Below are 16,386 nucleotides of genomic sequence, written 5' to 3' on the forward strand. Positions count from 1 at the left end.
CACCTGGAATTCGGCATATGCCCAATGCAGGTGGAAGCAGTTTCTAAATACGATTCTGCTTAAGGGATATAATACCGGTTGAGGTTCCTTTACCGGCGCTGTTTATGACGTGTCTATTTTTTAAAATTATACGATGTCCGGACTGTTTTTACTTTTTGGACGAAATTCATTTTGAGGACCAAATGCGTTTATTGAATGTTTCGATTCTGCTTGCCTCCGCAGCGCTGGCGGGCTGCACGGTCACAGCGGCGTCCGGGCCCGATGCGGCGTCAATCGAATCCAACGCTTCGGTCAAATTCGGTTCCAAGGACAAACAGAAAACCGCAGGCGTCGACTACGCGCTGATCGACATAAACAGTTCCGTCCTGAATTATGTCGGCGACACCACGACGACGACCCTGCTCGGCAGCTTCGGCGGTGGCAAGGGCGGTGTGCCTGCGCTGCCAATGGGTGTCGGCGATGTGGTGCAGGTGGCGATTTTCGAAAGCCAGGCAGGTGGTCTGTTTATTCCGAACGATGCGGGCAGCCGCCCCGGCAACTTCATCAGCCTGCCGAACCAGACGGTGGATCGGGAAGGCAATATCAGCGTGCCCTATGCCGGCAAGATCCGCGCGACCGGCCGCAATGTCGAGGATGTACAGAGCGAAATCGAGGAGCGACTTGCCAACCGCGCCATCGAACCGCAGGTTCTCATCACCAAGATTTCCAGCCGTTCGGCGCAGGCCTCCGTGCTTGGCGACGTCAAGGAACCGACAAAGGTCCAGCTTTCGGAAGCGGGCGATCGCGTTCTTGACGTGATTTCCTATGCCAAGGGCCTCAGCGCCCCCAATATCGAATCCTATGTGACGCTGATCCGCCGCGGCAAGACTGCGCGCGTCAACTATAATCACCTCGTCAGCACGCCGACCGAGAACATCTATGTGGTTCCGGGCGACACGATCATGGTGGAACGTGAGCGCCGCACCTATCTGGCCTTCGGCGCTTCCGGCCTCAACGGCCGTTTCGAATTCGAGGACGCCGATCTCAAGCTTTCGGATGCGCTTGGCAAGGCGGGCGGTTTGCTCGATTCCCGCGCGGACCCGGCCCAGGTCTATGTCTATCGCACCGTCAAGCGCGACCTGCTGGTCAAACTCGGCATCAATACGTCGAAGTTCCCCGGGCAGGACGTTCCGGTCATCTTCCGCGCCAATCTGCGCGATCCGTCGACCTTCTTCGCCAGCACGAAGTTCCCGATGCAGGATCGCGACATCATCTACGTCACGAATTCGCAGGCAACCGAACTTTACAAGTTCCTCGATCTCGTCGGCTCCGTTCCCGCAACGACGGGCAATGTGGCCGAGGATGTCCTTGCGACGCGCAACGCCATCCGGGCCTTCTGACCCATGGCATCGCCCCGCTGACACCAAAGCCGCCCCGGAAACGAGGCGGCTTTTTTTGGCTGAAACCGACAGGGGAAATAGTCTGCCGGTCAGCATGCATATCGACGACATTTCGCTCCATCAACTGATGGCACTAGTGAACACAGATGCTGATCTTTGAGGCACAGTCCGAAGCGTGGGCAGCGGCTGTCCTGCGGTCAGCCCGGTGACCTGCATAGGCCGAAAGCCGCCACACCCCCTGCTTCGCAAGGCGTAGCGCCGTGGACATTGTCGCCGCCATTACAAAAGTTTAAGGTGATTTCGCAGCGCAATGGGTATCTTCTGGGTGGCAAGCTGCTCCCAAAGCTTGCCGCACATGTTCGGGAAAGCATGTATCGCTCTCATTATGCGGAACCTTCAGATGAAACGTTTCTGGACCGCCTTCAGCGTTCTTGCCATCGCAGCCATCGGCGCGTGGTATTTTAGGGATCGCCTGCCGCTCGATCAAATTCCCTATCTCAAGCAATTCGCCAGCGTCTCGCAAAAGACGGAACCTGCCGCAACGGATACCAGGGCGCAGCACGCACAAAACGGCCAGTCCGCCCCACAACAGGGCCAAAGACAAGGGGGCGGACGGCGCAATGGCGGACCGCCCACCGTCAGCACCATCGCCGTCGACAAGGCGACCCTGCCGATGGATGCCATGGCAACGGGTTGGGCGGTTGCGGCCGATATTACCAATATCGCCCCGCTTCAGGCCGGTCTCGTCACCGAAATCGCGGCAAAGGACGGCCAGCATATCAAGGCCGGCGATCTGATCCTGAAAATGGATGACCGCATTGCCCGCGCGGCCGTCGACAAGGACAAGGCCAATATTGCCGCCGATCAGGCGACGCTCGATCAGGCAGAGGCGGCCTTCCAGCGCGCCGCCAATCTGGTCAAGCAGAATGCCGAAGCCCAGCAGGTGCTGGATCTGGCCAAGGCGGCGCGGGATTCGGCCAGCGCCAAGATCAACGCTGACCGTGCGGCACTGGCCTCCGACCAGGTGACGCTCGAGAATATGGAGATTCGTGCGCCTTTCGATGGGCGGCTGGGCGATATCAGCGTCAGCCCCGGCGCTTATCTCAGCGCCGGCGTCAATATCGTGACGATCACGAAATACGACCCCATCGACGTCAGTTTCCGCCTGTCCCAACGTTACCTTCCGCAATTGCGCGAGGGCCTGGAGAAAGGCACAGCTGTAAATGTCGACCCGGCGGCGACCGGCGGCGAGGCCATGCAGGGCGTGTTGCGCTTTTACGACAATACGGTGGACCAGACCTCCGGTACCGTGCTGGCGAAAGCGGAATTCAAGAACGACCGCGGCCTTTTATGGCCCGGCCAGTCCGTCAACGTCACCGCCCACTTCGTTTCGGATGAGGAGATGATCGTCGTGCCGACGGTGGCGGTTCGGCCGGGGCCGAAGGGAAGTTTTGTCTATACTGTCGATGAGAACCACCGGGTCCACATGACGACGGTGGAAGTCGCCCGATCGAACGGCGATCTCACCGCCATCGCCAGCGGCCTGTCCGGTGGAGAGCATGTGATCGTCGAAGGCCAGTCGGAACTCACCGACGGCCAGCAGGTTGTCGAGCAGTTTTCCGACAAGGGTGGCGCAGACGGCAATCTGGCCGCCAATGTTCCGCAGGAAGGGGCTGGCAAACCATGATCTCCAATTTCTGCATCAACCGGCCCGTCGCAACCACTCTTCTCGCCATCGGCCTCGTGCTGGCCGGGCTGGCCGGTTTCCGTCTGCTGCCCGTCGCCGCACTGCCGAAGGTCGACTTTCCGACAATCAGCGTCTCGTCGTCGCTATCAGGCGCTTCGCCGCAGACCATGGCCACATCGGTCACCACCCCACTGGTCAAGCAGTTCGAGACCATTCCGGGCGTCAGCGAGATCAGCGCCACCAATACGTTGGGCAACAGCTCGATCGTACTGCAATTCGACCTCAACCGCGATATTGATGCGGCGGCTGCCGACGTTCAGGCCGCAATTTCGCGGGCGCAGCGGCAATTGCCGAGCAACATGACGACAACGCCGAGCTACCGCAAGACCAACCCGGCCGATGCGCCGGTGCTGCTGCTTGCCGTCAACAGCAAGGAAATGCCGACCAGCAAGGTAGATGAAATCGCCGAAGATATTATCTCGCCGCTTCTGTCGACCATTTCCGGCGTCGCGCAGGTGAGCATCTACGGCGCGCAGACCTATGCCGTGCGGATCGGCCTCGATCCGGCGCAACTTCAGGCAAGAGGGCTCGGCGTCGATACCGTGACAACGGCCATTGCGCAGGCGAATAATCAGGTGCCTGTCGGCGCGTTGCAAAACGACAATCAGCGCCTGACGATCGAGGCGGATACCCAGCGCACCGATGCTGCTGCCTTCCGCTCGCTGGTTGTCGCGACGAACAACGGCGCGCCCATCCATCTCGGCGATATCGCAAATGTCACCGATAGCATCGACAATACCAACGCAGGCAGCTGGTTTGATGGCGAACAGGCCATCGTGCTTGCCGTGCAGCGCCAGCCGGACGCCAATACCGTTGATGTTGTGGATGCCATAAAGGCCAAGCTGCCGGCACTTCGCCAGCAATTGCCGCCCTCGGTGAATATCAATGTCATGAACGATGCCTCGACAGCCATCACGGACGCGATCTCCGATGTGCAATTCACGCTTTTCCTTACCATCGGGCTGGTCGTCGCAGTCATCTATCTTTTCACCGGCCACCTGACGGCGACCATCATTCCAGGCCTTGCCGTGCCGCTGTCGCTGATCACCGCCTTCGGTGCGATGTATGTGCTGGGTTACAGCATCGACAATATCTCGCTGCTTGGTCTGACATTGTCCGTGGGGCTTGTGGTCGACGACGCCATCGTCATGCTGGAAAACATCTTGCGCCTGCATGAAAAAGGGCTGACCATGCGGGAGGCGGCGCTTCAGGGGGCGGCGGAAGTCAGCAACACCATCCTGTCCATGTCCATCTCGCTGGTTGCGGTGTTCATTCCCATCCTGTTGATGGGTGGGGTGATCGGCAGGTTATTCAACGAATTCGGCATGGTCGTCACGCTCGCGATCATGGCATCGGCGCTGGTATCGCTCACGGTAACGCCGATGCTCGCCTCGCGCCTTTCCGGCAATTCGTCGAGACCGCCAGCCATTGTCCGATGGTTCGATGCCGGTTTCGAGCGCACGCTGCGTGGTTATGGCCGTGCCGTCGGCTGGTGCCTTGCCCACCGCCGTGTGGTTCTGGCTTCGTTTCTGGCCTCGATTGCCGCCTCGCTCTATCTGTTCGAGACCCTGCCCTCCAGCTTCTTCCCGCAGGAGGATATTGGCCGCCTTTCCGTGTCGACGCAGGCACGCGAAGACATTTCCTATACTGCGATGCGTGACCTTCAGGCTCAGGTCGCGGACCAGATCCGCAAAAATCCGGCCGTTGTGCATGTCACGTCCATCGTCGGTGGCAATTCCCGCAATCCGCTGAACAACGGTTCGATGTTCGTGGAACTGAAGCCCAAGGAACAACGCGCGCCGCTCAGCCAGGTACTGACGGAACTGGGGCAGGCCACATCGAAAGTCGCCGGCATCCGCACCTATATCAATCCGCAGCAGAGCCTGCGTTTTGGCGGGCGCAGCTCCGCCAGCCAGTACCAGCTCGTCGTTCAGGGCCTGAACGCCGACACCACCAATGACTGGTCGAACAAGCTGATGGAAGCGATGCGCCGCGACCACACCTTCACGTCAGTCACCTCAGATGCCCAGAACGGCGCGATCGCCGCAACGATTTCCGTCGACCCGGAAAAGGCGGCCGCCTTCGGCATCACCAACGACCAACTGCGCAAGACGCTGGAAATGTCCTTCGGCGGTTATACGGCGGCGCAAATCCAGTCGACCGGCGACAGCTATGATGTGATCGTGGAATTCGACAGCTCCAAACAGTGGAATGACGATTTCCTCAGCGATATCAATATTCTCTCGGCCAAGTCTGGCGTTCTTGTTCCGCTGTCCAATTTCGCCACCCTCACCCGCACCCAAGCACCGGTCACCATCAACCAAACCGGCCAGCTCGTCTCCACCACAATTTCCTTCAACTTGCCGGATGGGGTGGCGCTTTCCGATGCCACCAGCCAGATCGATCAGCTCAAGAGCACGATCGGTCTGCCACAGGACGTTTTCACCAGCTATGGCGGCACGGCGGCGATCTTCCAGCAGAGCCAGGGCAATACCGGCATCCTCATTCTGGCGGCGGTGCTGACCATTTATGTGGTTCTCGGCGTTCTCTACGAAAGCTTCATCCACCCGCTGACCATCTTGTCCGGCCTGCCGGCGGCCGCCTTCGGCGCGCTGGTGGCATTGAAGGTGATGGGCATGGATTTTTCGATCATCGCGCTTATCGGCCTGTTGATGCTGATCGGTATCGTCAAGAAAAACGCGATCATGATGATCGACGTTGCGGTGGAGCTGATGCGCGAAAAGGCGGAACCGCCCGTCACCGCCATCCACGAAGCCTGCGTTCGCCGGTTCCGGCCTATCATGATGACGACCTTCTGCGCCCTGCTGGGCGCGCTTCCCATCGCACTCGGCTCGGGCGCGAGTTCGGAGCTGCGCCAGCCGCTCGGCGTTGCCGTGGTTGGCGGCCTCATCGTCTCGCAATTGCTGACGCTGTTCATCACGCCTGTCATCTTCGTGGAGATGGACCGGTTCGGCCATTTTCTCACCGGCCTGTTTTCCCGGAAAAAACCAGCCGGAAAACATGCCGAGCCGCAAAAACCGGAAAGCAAAGGTCAGCCCGATTCCGTTGCTGCCTAACCTCTTTTTCCGAGGCGCTTCAGCGCCTCGGAAAAACCTGCCGTCTGCAGTCGTGGATAAATACGGAGTGCGGCGGGCGCACTCCGTTAAAAATTAACCGGGCGACAGCGGCATCGCCGAGTTTTTCCTACTGCCTGGAGAACCGGCCGAAGGCGCCGCCCGAAAAGCAAAGGGGATCACCATCGCGGTGGGCTGCGCGCAGCACTTCGCCGACGATGATCGTGTGATCTCCCGCATCATGGGCGGCGGCCTGCCGGCATTCAAACCGGGCGAGTGTTCCGGGAATGACCGGCACACCCTCATCGTTCATTTCCCAGTCCAGATCGTCAAAGGCACGGCCGTTGCGGGTGAAGCGGGCGCTCAGCACATCCTGATCGGCGCTCAGCACATGAATGGCGAAATGGGTGGCGCCGCTGAAGGCCGGATAACGCGACGAATTTTTGGCAGGCGACCACAGCACCAGCGGCGGATCGAGCGACACGGACGCAAAGCTGTTGACCGTCATGCCGATCGGGCCTTCCGGGGTTGTGGCCGTCACCACCGTAACCCCCGTCGTGAAGGCGCCAAGCGCGTTGCGAAAACTGCGGCTGTTTTCGCCGCCGGGAACGAATACATGCTCATTGGGCATTTTGATCGCCTCTGCCATTGCCACTGTCATCACGGCACCTCGTTTCCGATTGCGAGTGTATAAAGCTCAAACCATGTCTGGCGGTCGATTGTGACACGCAGGGCGTCAGCCGCCGTTTTGATGCGTTCGATATTGTTGGTGCCGAGCACCGGCACGATCTTCGACGGATGGCGCAAAAGCCAGGCGATGGCGACAGCGGTGGCATCCACGCCCTGCTCCTTGCCGATGCGCTGCAGCGCCGCCATTGTTCCACCATGGGCCCCGGAAAACAGCGAACCGCCGCCAAGCGGCGACCAGGCCATCGGCGAAACCCGCTTTTCCTGCAGGAAGGCGAGATCGCCATTGGTGAAACTATCCGTGGCAAGCAGGCTCATTTCGATCTGGTTCGTCACCAGCTGGTTTTTCATGGCCGATTGCAGCAGCGAGAAGTCCCATGGGCGGAAGTTGGAGACGCCAACGGCCTTCACCTTGCCCGACGCCACCAGTGCGTCGAGCGCCTTGCCGGTTTCCTCCGCATCGATCAGCGGATCAGGGCGATGAATGAGCAGGAGATCGACATAGTCGGTTCCCATGTCGCGCAGGGATGCCTCGACCGAAGCATTGATATGGCCAGCCGTCGTATCGTAATGCTTGACGCGGGCGGCGGAGTGACGGCCGGCAGGCGCGACGATGCCGCATTTGGTGACGATTTCGATCTTGTCACGCAGTCCCGGAGCAGCCTTCAGGCCTCTACCCAGAATGGCTTCCGCCGTGTATCCGCCGTAAATATCGGCCTGATCCATGGTGGTGATGCCCTGCGCCAGGCAGGCTTCGATCTTGGCCTGCACATGGGCGGTCGAGGTGTCCTTATCGTCACCGATGCGCCACATGCCGTAAACGATGCGGCTGAGTTCCAATGTTTCAGAAAGAGCGATGCGTTCCATCAGTGGCGTTCCCCGTTGCCGAGCGGCGTGGCAGGCGTTTCAGAAGGCACCCGGCCATAAGCATGCGGCAGGGAGCAGGTTTTCATCTGCGGCAGAACCTTGCTGCCGAAGTGTTCCGCCTCGTCAATATGCGGATAGCCGGAAAGAATGAAGGCGCGAATGCCCATCTTCTGGTATTCTTCCAGCGTCGACAGAACCTGATCCGTCGAACCGACGAGAGCCGCGCCGCAGCCGGAGCGCGCCCGGCCGATGCCGGTCCACAGATTGGGTTCGACATAACCGAACTTGTCAGCCAGTTCGCGGGCACGCGCCTGATGCGACACACCGAGTGAGCCGCTGTCATGGGCGCGGTTGCGGATCAGCTGGCCATATTCGTCATCGAGCTTCGAGACAAGATGTTCGGCATATTCGCGGGCTTCCTGTTCGGTATCGCGCACCACCATATGGACCCGCAGGCCGTAATCCAGCGTGCGGCCATGGGCGGCAGCGCGTTCATTGGCGGCGCGCATGCGGTCCGCCAGTTGGTCCTTCGTCTCCGGCCACATCAGATAGACGTCGCATTGCGCGCCACAGAGTTCGAGCGCATCCGGCGAATATCCGCCGAAATAAAGCAGCGGTCCGCCATTCTGCTGGTAGGGTCGTGCCGGCTCGGTGGAGACGCCCTTGAACTGGTAGATTTCGCCGTCATGGTCGATGGTGTCACGTGTCCATGCCTGACGCAGTATCTCAACGACCTCATGGCTGCGCTTATAGCGAAACGCGCTGTCGGCCACTTCACCGGGAAAGTCGGAACTGATGACGTTGAGCGTCAGGCGGCCTTTCAGCATGTGGTCGAGCGTAGCCACCGTGCGTGCGAGCATGATCGGCTGCATCTCGCCGCAGCGTATCGCCGCGAGGAAATTGATACGGTCGCTGATCGGCGCGCAGCCGGCGACGAAGCTCAGCGTATCCTGCCCGACCTGATAGGATGAGGGGCAGAGGATGTTGCGGAAACCGAGTTCCTCGGCCTTTTTGACGATATCGGAACAATGCTCAAAACTGGAGCGCAGGTTACCGTCAGGCACGCCCAGATAGGCGTAATCATCGGAGCACAAAGCGGAAAACCAGGAGACCTCGGCAGCATCGAGATCAGCGGATGTAACGGGTACGACGGTCATGCAATTCCTCCTCAGGGCCGCTCTTGTTTTTCTTGCATAACATCAAGAAATATGTAAATCAATGATGTATCAATTTTTGTTTCGGGGAGGAAACGGCATCATGAAACACACTGGCGGCAGCCTGCCCATGTATCTGCAGATCGCTGAAATGCTGGTGCGCGAGGTGGCGGCGGGCCGGCTGATCGACGGCGAAAAGCTGGCGCCGGAACGGGATATGGCTGCCGATCTCGGCATCGCCGTCGGCACGCTTCGCAAGTCGCTCGCAGAACTGCAGGAGCGCGGGTTGCTGGAACGCGTGCAGGGTTCGGGCAATTACATCCGTGCCGTCAGCGATCCGCAAAGCGTTTACGCCTTCTTCCGTCTTGAGATGATCGAGGGCGGCGGCCTGCCGACGGCGGAGGTTCTGGATGTGGCGCGGCTTGCCAAGCCCCCCGCCCTGCCCGCTTTCGGCACCTCAGCGGAAGGACATCGCATCCGCCGCCTCCGGCGCATTGCCGGAAAGCCGGCGGCAATCGAGGAAATCTGGCTTGATGGTTCTTATGTCGACACGATCGCCATCGAGCACATGTCGGAATCCCTCTATCTCTATTACCGCACCCGTCTCAATCTCTGGATATCGAAGGCGGAAGACCGCATCGACCTAGGCGATGTACCCGAATGGGCACCCGAGGCCTTCGGTCAGAAGCCGGGCGCGCCGGTGCCGCGCGTGCTGCGTCTCAGCCAGGCGCAGGATTCCGCGGTGGCTGAAGTTTCATGGACCTGGTTCGACCATACGGTTGCCCGCTACGTTTCTCGCATACGTTGAGATCACCGCATATTCGCGTGATCCACATGGAGGCAAGAATTTGACGGGAGGCAAGGAAGCGACAACCTGCCTTGCGGCGAGTTTCGCCACTATATTTCTTTAAATCAACAACTTAATAGTTTTTGATTTCTGTCAGAAATAAAATTGATACACTATTGATTTCCTTTTTGTGAAAGGTAATATCACGGAATTAGGGAGACAGGCGTTTCGCCATCCCACGCTATCACCTGATAATCGGGACAGATTTTCGACAGAGCGATGCGTGGAACTTGAAGGTTGATACCGGCTTTTGCGTCCATCCGGATTTTGGACGCGCCGGTTGTGAGGAGGAAAATATGGCTTCAGTCAGCCTGCGCAAGCTGGACAAGAGTTACGGTGCCCTGCGCATCGTCAAGGGCATCGACCTTGAAATCAACGATGGCGAATTCGTGGTTTTCGTCGGGCCTTCCGGCTGCGGCAAATCCACGACACTGCGCATGGTCGCGGGGCTGGAGAGCATCAGCGGTGGTGAGGTCATGATCGGCGATCGCGTCGTCAACCGGCTGCCGCCGCGTGAGCGTGACATCGCCATGGTGTTTCAGGACTATGCGCTTTATCCGCACAAGACCGTGCGCGAAAACATGGGGTTCAGCCTGAAAGTGCGCGGTGTGAGCGCCTCGCAGGCCAATGCCAGCATCGATGAGGCGGCGAAGATGCTCGGCATCGAGCATCTGCTTGACCGCCGCCCCGGCCAGCTTTCCGGCGGCCAGCGCCAGCGTGTGGCCATGGGCCGTGCCATCGTGCGCCGTCCCCAGGTCTTTTTGTTCGACGAGCCGCTTTCCAACCTCGACGCCAAGCTGCGCGGGCAGGTTCGCACGGAAATCAAGCGCCTGCACCAGCAGCTCGGCACGACAATCATCTATGTCACCCATGATCAGGTTGAGGCCATGACGCTGGCCGACCGCATCGTTATCCTGCGCGGCGGCGATATCGAGCAGGTCGGCACGCCGGACGAGGTCTATAACCGTCCGGAAAGCGTCTTCGTCGGCGGTTTTGTCGGTGCACCCGCCATGAATTTCGCCCGCGCCAGGGTGAACGGCGACCGGCTGACATTTTCCGACGGCAATTCCCTGCCGATGGGGGCCATCCGGCCAGCGCGCGAAACGGGCCTCGAAGGCCGCGAAGTCATCGTCGGCATTCGCCCCGAACATTTCGGCCCCGCCGAGGGCTTCGATACGCAGCTTGCGGTCAAGGTGCAGGTGGTGGAGCCGCTGGGTTCAGACACACTCGTCCATTTCAGCCTCGGAGATGCGGCGCTGACCGCAAGGATGCCGCCGCAGCTTCGCCCGGCACCGAACGAGGAGCTTAAGATCGGGCTCGATCCGTCCAAGGTTCATCTTTTCGACGCCGCGACGGAACGCTCAATCCACTGATTGCCGGGCGTGGAAACGCTGCGGCCAACGGGTTTAATAACGGGAGGAACACATGAAATTCAAAGCCATAACCGGGGCAGCGCTCTGCGCGACCATGCTCACTTTTTCGGGACAGGCGTTTGCCGATGCCGAACTGAAGATCTTCGTTTCCAGCCAGCACCAGCCGGATGTCTGGCGCAAGGCGCTCGATCAATATGAGGCGAAGACGCCGGGCGTGAAAGTCGTCATCGAGACCGGCGGCAACACCTCGGAAATGCAGGCGCAATATCTCAATACTGTGATGTCGGCCAAGGATTCCAGCCTCGACGTGCTGATGCTCGACGTCATCCGCCCCGCGCAATTCGCCACCGCCGGCTGGACCAGCGATTTCTCCGGCAAGGACATGTCCGCCTATCTGCCGACCTATGCCGAAGCCAACACCGTGGACGGCAAGATCGTGGCGCTGCCGGCCTTTGCCGACTCCATGTTCCTCTATTACCGCAAGGACCTGCTCGACAAATACGGCATCCAGCCGCCGACCACCTGGGACGAGCTGAAAGAAGCCTCCAAGAAGGTGATGGAGGGTGAAAAGAACCCCGAGCTTCAGGGCCTGTCCTTCCAGGGCAAGGCAATCGAAGGCGCGGTCTGCACCTTCCTCCTGCCCTATTGGAGCGAAGGCAAGTCACTGGTCGAAAACGGCAAGCTGAACTTCGACAACAAGGCGGCCGTGGATTCGCTGAAGCTCTGGAAGAGCTTCGTCGATGAAGGCATTTCCAAGAAGAACATCTCCGAAGTGGCGACCGACGACACCCGCAAGGAATTCCAGGCCGGCAAGGTTCTCTTCGCCGTCAACTGGTCCTATGCCTGGACCCATTTCCAGGGCAAGGAATCGCAGGTGAACGACAAGGTCGGCGTCGCCCGCCTGCCGGCCGTCAAGGGCGGTGAGCAGACGACCTGCCTCGGCGGCTGGGAATTCGGCGTTTCGGCCTATTCCAAGCAACAGGATGAAGCCAAGAAGCTGGTGGAATATCTCTCCGGTCAGGATGTGTCGAAGTTCATGGCCATCAACGCCACGCTGCTGCCGACCTATGCCGCGCTTTACAAGGATGCCGACGTGACGAAGGCAATCCCGTGGTTCGCCGATGCGCTGCCCGTGGTGGAAACCGCCAAGGCCCGCCCCGTGACGCCGCGTTACAACGAGGTCAGCGAGACGATCCGCACCACCGTCAACGGCGTGCTTGCAGGTGTCATGACGCCGGAAGACGGCGCAAAGCAGATGGAAAGCCGTCTGCGGCGCGTTCTGCGCTAAGCTTCAAGGCCGGAAAGCGGCATGGTTTCATGCCCTTTCCGGCTGCTTCGACGGACAGGAAAAAACGCGCCCGGGCGGTGCGATAAACGGGCCGGATATGAACCGGTCCGATCGGGAGACGATGACGTGAATCCAGTTGCGGGAGTGGCAGGTGTGACAATGCCGGAAAGAACCATGGTCCGGGTGGACGAAAAGCAGCTGCCGCGCTGGACGCGGTGGCTCGATCTCGGCGACCGGTCGCTTGCCGTGCTTCTGCTGGCGCCTGCCGCCATTCTTCTGTCGCTGATCATCGTCTATCCGGTGGCACGGCTCGTCTATACCTCGTTTTTCAGCCTGTCGCTGACATCGGGCCTGCCGGCGGAATTTATCGGCTTTGAAAACTATACGGCGATGTTCGACGATCCGATCTTCTGGGAAACGACCTGGAACACGGTGCTGATAACGCTGATTACCGTGCCCGGCGCCCTGTTCATGGGCCTCGGCCTCGCGCTCCTCGCCAACTTGCCCTTTTCCATGCAATGGCCGATGCGCCTGTCGCTGCTCATCCCGTGGGCGCTGCCGCTCTCCTTTGCCGGCCTGATCTTTGCGTGGTTTTTCCACTACGAATATGGCGTGGTCAATGATGTGCTGAACCGGCTGGGCTTTGAAGGCGTCATCTGGTTCAACTCCCCCAACTGGGCCTTTGCGGCCATCTGCCTGACGATCATCTGGAAGACATCCTCCTTCATGGCGCTGATGATCCTTGCCGGCCTGCAGACCATTCCGCGCTCGCTTTATGAGGCGGCGGATGTGGATGGTGCCGGCAAAATCCGGCAATTCTTCGAAATCACCCTGCCGCTTCTGAAACCCTCGATCGTCGTCGCGCTCATCTTCCGCACGATCACGGCGCTGCAGACCTTTGATATTCCTTACATGATGACCGGCGGCGGGCCGGGCACATCCACCACGACGCTTGCCATGTATATCCACCAGAACACCGTTTCCTTCCTCGACCTCGGTTACGGTTCGGCCTTGGCGGTCATGATGTTTGCGCTTTCCATGTGCGTCACCGCCGTTTACCTCCGCATCATCAGGACGAAGGACTAAAGCCATGAGCACCGTTGCAAATTCCGGCCTGTCCTCCTTCTTTTCCGGCAAGCCGCTGCGCTTCATCGCGGCCTCCATCCTTCTGGTCAACGGACTGTTTCCGGCAATCTGGATCCTCTTCACCTCGCTGAAGACGGAAGCGGAACTGACGGCGAAACCAATCACCTGGTTTCCGCACGCGCCGACGCTGGCCAACTACATGCAGGCCTTTTCCGACCAGCCGCTGCATCTCTTCCTGTTCAACAGCTTCATGGTGGCGCTGCTTTCGACCGCGCTCACCATTCTGATTTCGGTGCTGGCGGCTTACGCGCTGGCGCGGCTCAACCTCAAATACCGGGCGCTGATCCTCTCGCTCATCATCGCCGTTTCCACTTTTCCGCTCGTGACGCTGCTGGTGCCGCTGTTCGAGATCATGCGGGCGCTCAACCTGCTCAACAGCTGGACGGCGTTGATCCTGCCCTACACCGTGCTGTCGCTGCCGGTCTGCACCCTGATGCTGGTATCCTTCTTCGAAAGCATCCCGCGCGATCTCGAAAACGCCGCCATGATCGATGGCTGCACCCGCATCGGCGCGTTGTTCAAGGTCGTGGTACCGCTCTGCGCACCGGGCGTTTTCACCGCCGGCATTCTCGCCTTCGTTAATGCCTGGGATGAATTCCTGCTGGCGCTGTCCTTCAATTCCAACCCGGCGCTCCGCACCCTGCCCGTCGGCATCCAGCTTTACCAGGGTGAATTCGCCTTCCCCTGGCCGGTCATTTCGGCGGCGCTGGTGGTTGGCATCGTGCCGGTCGCCATCCTGATCGTCATCTTTCAGGAACGGGTTGTCTCCGGCCTCACCGCCGGCGGTCTCAAGGGCTAAACAGGTACAGTCATGCATTTCGAAAAGACCAAAGACGGCTTCACGCTCGCAATCGACGGCCGCACCATCCTGTCCCATTCGCCCGAAAACCCGGCCGTCTTCGCCGGTTTTGGCAAGGAGCGGATGGATATGTATCGCGGCAATTTCGATATCGAGGACTATGTCATCGAACGAACCGCCCTGCGCCACGCCGAGTTCAGCGGCGACGGCGTCACGCTCTCCTCCGCACCCGGACAGGCACCGCGCCTTCGCCTGACGCTGGACGGCAACGCTATCCGGCTGACGGCGCTGGATGAAAGCGTCAACCGCCTCTGGCTGCGCATTGTCGCGGAAATGGATGAGCACATCTGGGGCGGCGGCGAGCAGATGTCCTATTTCGACATGCGCGGACGGCGTTTCCCGCTCTGGACGTCAGAACCCGGGGTCGGCCGCGACAAGACCAGCGAAATCACCTTCAAATCCGACGTCAGCGGCAAGGCAGGCGGCGATTATTACAACACCAACTATCCGCAGCCCACCTATCTGTCATCGCGCAGATATGCGTTGCATATTGAAACCAGCGCCTATTCAGTCTTCGATTTCCGCAATGGCGATTTCCACGAAATCGAGATCTGGGCGATCCCCGAAAAGATCGAGTTCTTCAGCGGCGAGAGTTTCGCCGAGATCGTTTCCGCCCTTTCGCTGCGGTTCGGACGCCAGCCGGAATTGCCGGAATGGGTCTATAATGGCGCGATCATCGGATTAAAGGACGGCGTCAACTCCTTTGCCCGATTGGAGAAAATTCGCGCAGCCGGCACGAAGGTTTCCGGCCTCTGGTGCGAGGACTGGGTTGGACTTCGCCAGACATCCTTCGGCGCGCGCCTCTTCTGGGACTGGCAGGCCAATGAGACCCGCTACCCGCATCTGCGCCAGAAGATCGCCGAGCTTGCCGATCACAACATTCGCTTTCTCGGTTATGTGAACCCTTACCTCTGCGTCGATGGACCGCTTTTCCCTGTCGCGGAAGAGGCCGGTTATTTCGCCACCGGTGCGGACGGCAAGACGGCGCTGGTGGATTTCGGCGAATTCGACTGCGGCGTGGTCGATTTCACCAATCCCGCCGCCGCCGAGTGGTTTGCCGAAGAGATCATCGGCAGGAACATGCTGGATTTCGGCCTCTCCGGCTGGATGGCCGATTTCGGCGAATATCTGCCGATCGACATCAACCTCTCCAACGGCGTCGATGCCAAGCTGATGCACAATGCCTGGCCCACCCTCTGGGCCGAGGTTAACGCGAAGGCCGTCGAAAGCCGGGGCAAGACGGGTGAGGCGCTGTTTTTCATGCGCGCAGGCTTCACCGGTGTGCAGGCCCATTGCCCGCTCATCTGGGGCGGCGATCAGTCGGTGGATTTCTCCCGCCACGACGGGCTTGTCACCGTCATCTGCGGCGCGCTCTCCTCCGGCCTCATGGGCAACGCCTATCACCATTCGGATATTGGCGGATACACCAGCCTGTTCGGTAATGTGAGGACGGCGGAACTCATCATGCGCTGGACGGAGATGGCCGCCTTCACCCCCGTCATGCGCACGCATGAGGGCAACCGCCCGCGCGACAATCTCCAGATCGACCAGGACGAAACGGTGCTTGGCCATTTCGCCCGCATGACGGCGATCTATGTCGCGCTCGCCCCCTATCTGAAATCGCTCTCCGCCGAGGCGGCCAGAACCGGTCTGCCGGTGCAGCGGCCGCTTTTCCTGCATTACGAGGATGACCGGCAGACCTACGCCATTCAGGACTGCTATCTCTATGGAGCCGACATGCTGGTCGCACCGGTCTGGAAAGCCGGCGAAACGCAACGCACGCTCTATCTTCCCGGCAACGAAGAATGGGTGCACCTGTGGAGCGGCGCACGTCATTCCGGCGGGCGTGAGATCACCATCGAAGCGCCACTCGGCCAGCCTGCTGTGTTCTATCGTGCCGAGAGCGGTCACGTCTCCTTGTTTGAACAGCTTCGCAGCATCTGAGCCGTTGACAGCCAGCTAAAA

At 59.9% G+C, this 16,386-nt stretch carries 12 protein-coding genes; 9 read left to right on the forward strand and 3 right to left on the reverse strand.

Annotated features, from left to right (window positions below):
- Nucleotides 1-182: 182 nt before the first annotated feature.
- From ACQZ5F_RS14295 to ACQZ5F_RS14305, 3 genes are all read left to right on the forward strand, one after another.
- Nucleotides 183-1,379 carry a polysaccharide biosynthesis/export family protein gene (locus tag ACQZ5F_RS14295; protein WP_046800786.1) on the forward strand — a complete coding sequence of 399 codons (1,197 nt, stop codon included), beginning with the start codon at nucleotides 183-185 and terminating at the stop codon, nucleotides 1,377-1,379.
- Between the two features lie 400 nt (nucleotides 1,380-1,779).
- Nucleotides 1,780-3,066 carry an efflux RND transporter periplasmic adaptor subunit gene (locus tag ACQZ5F_RS14300; RefSeq protein ID WP_225338543.1) on the forward strand — a complete coding sequence of 429 codons (1,287 nt, stop codon included), beginning with the start codon at nucleotides 1,780-1,782 and terminating at the stop codon, nucleotides 3,064-3,066.
- Complete coding sequence (locus ACQZ5F_RS14305) at nucleotides 3,063-6,203, forward strand: efflux RND transporter permease subunit (protein WP_225338544.1); 3,141 nt, start codon at nucleotides 3,063-3,065, stop codon at nucleotides 6,201-6,203. Before ACQZ5F_RS14300 ends, ACQZ5F_RS14305 begins: the two co-directional genes overlap by 4 nt.
- 127 nt (nucleotides 6,204-6,330) lie before the next feature.
- On the opposite strand, the gene ACQZ5F_RS14310 is transcribed toward ACQZ5F_RS14305, so the two are convergent.
- From ACQZ5F_RS14310 to ACQZ5F_RS14320, 3 genes are read right to left on the reverse strand one after another with little or no spacing between them, the layout of a single operon-like run.
- Nucleotides 6,331-6,855 (reverse strand): flavin reductase family protein, encoded by a 525-nt coding sequence (locus ACQZ5F_RS14310; protein ID WP_046801089.1) that lies wholly within the window; start codon nucleotides 6,853-6,855, stop codon nucleotides 6,331-6,333.
- A gap of 5 nt (nucleotides 6,856-6,860) precedes the next feature.
- Nucleotides 6,861-7,754, reverse strand: coding sequence for an aldo/keto reductase (locus ACQZ5F_RS14315; protein ID WP_225338545.1), 894 nt, complete (start codon nucleotides 7,752-7,754; stop codon nucleotides 6,861-6,863).
- Nucleotides 7,754-8,911: an LLM class flavin-dependent oxidoreductase gene (locus ACQZ5F_RS14320; RefSeq protein ID WP_225338546.1), complete on the reverse strand. Its 1,158-nt coding sequence runs from the start codon at nucleotides 8,909-8,911 to the stop codon at nucleotides 7,754-7,756. Before ACQZ5F_RS14320 ends, ACQZ5F_RS14315 begins: the two co-directional genes overlap by 1 nt.
- A gap of 100 nt (nucleotides 8,912-9,011) precedes the next feature.
- Here ACQZ5F_RS14320 and ACQZ5F_RS14325 point away from each other — a divergent pair, with 100 nt between their 5' ends.
- The 6 genes from ACQZ5F_RS14325 (at nucleotide 9,012) to ACQZ5F_RS14350 (ending at nucleotide 16,365) form a co-directional block, all read left to right on the forward strand.
- Entirely contained in the window at nucleotides 9,012-9,716 is a 705-nt protein-coding gene (locus ACQZ5F_RS14325) for a GntR family transcriptional regulator (RefSeq protein ID WP_448730632.1), read from the forward strand.
- Nucleotides 9,717-10,051: 335 nt separating this feature from the next.
- Nucleotides 10,052-11,128, forward strand: coding sequence for an ABC transporter ATP-binding protein (locus tag ACQZ5F_RS14330; RefSeq protein ID WP_225338548.1), 1,077 nt, complete (start codon nucleotides 10,052-10,054; stop codon nucleotides 11,126-11,128).
- A gap of 52 nt (nucleotides 11,129-11,180) precedes the next feature.
- On the forward strand, nucleotides 11,181-12,416 hold the full coding sequence (locus ACQZ5F_RS14335; protein WP_225338549.1) for an ABC transporter substrate-binding protein: 1,236 nt from the start codon (nucleotides 11,181-11,183) through the stop codon (nucleotides 12,414-12,416).
- A 174-nt stretch (nucleotides 12,417-12,590) separates the two neighbouring features.
- Complete coding sequence (locus ACQZ5F_RS14340; protein ID WP_003519885.1) at nucleotides 12,591-13,502, forward strand: carbohydrate ABC transporter permease; 912 nt, start codon at nucleotides 12,591-12,593, stop codon at nucleotides 13,500-13,502.
- Between the two features lie 4 nt (nucleotides 13,503-13,506).
- A complete protein-coding gene (locus ACQZ5F_RS14345) occupies nucleotides 13,507-14,361 on the forward strand; it encodes a carbohydrate ABC transporter permease (protein WP_035220846.1) in 855 nt (284 codons plus the stop codon).
- Nucleotides 14,362-14,373: 12 nt separating this feature from the next.
- Nucleotides 14,374-16,365: an alpha-glucosidase gene (locus ACQZ5F_RS14350; protein ID WP_225338550.1), complete on the forward strand. Its 1,992-nt coding sequence runs from the start codon at nucleotides 14,374-14,376 to the stop codon at nucleotides 16,363-16,365.
- Nucleotides 16,366-16,386: the final 21 nt, after the last annotated feature.

It is taken from the genome of Agrobacterium sp. 22-210-1 (assembly GCF_053522525.1).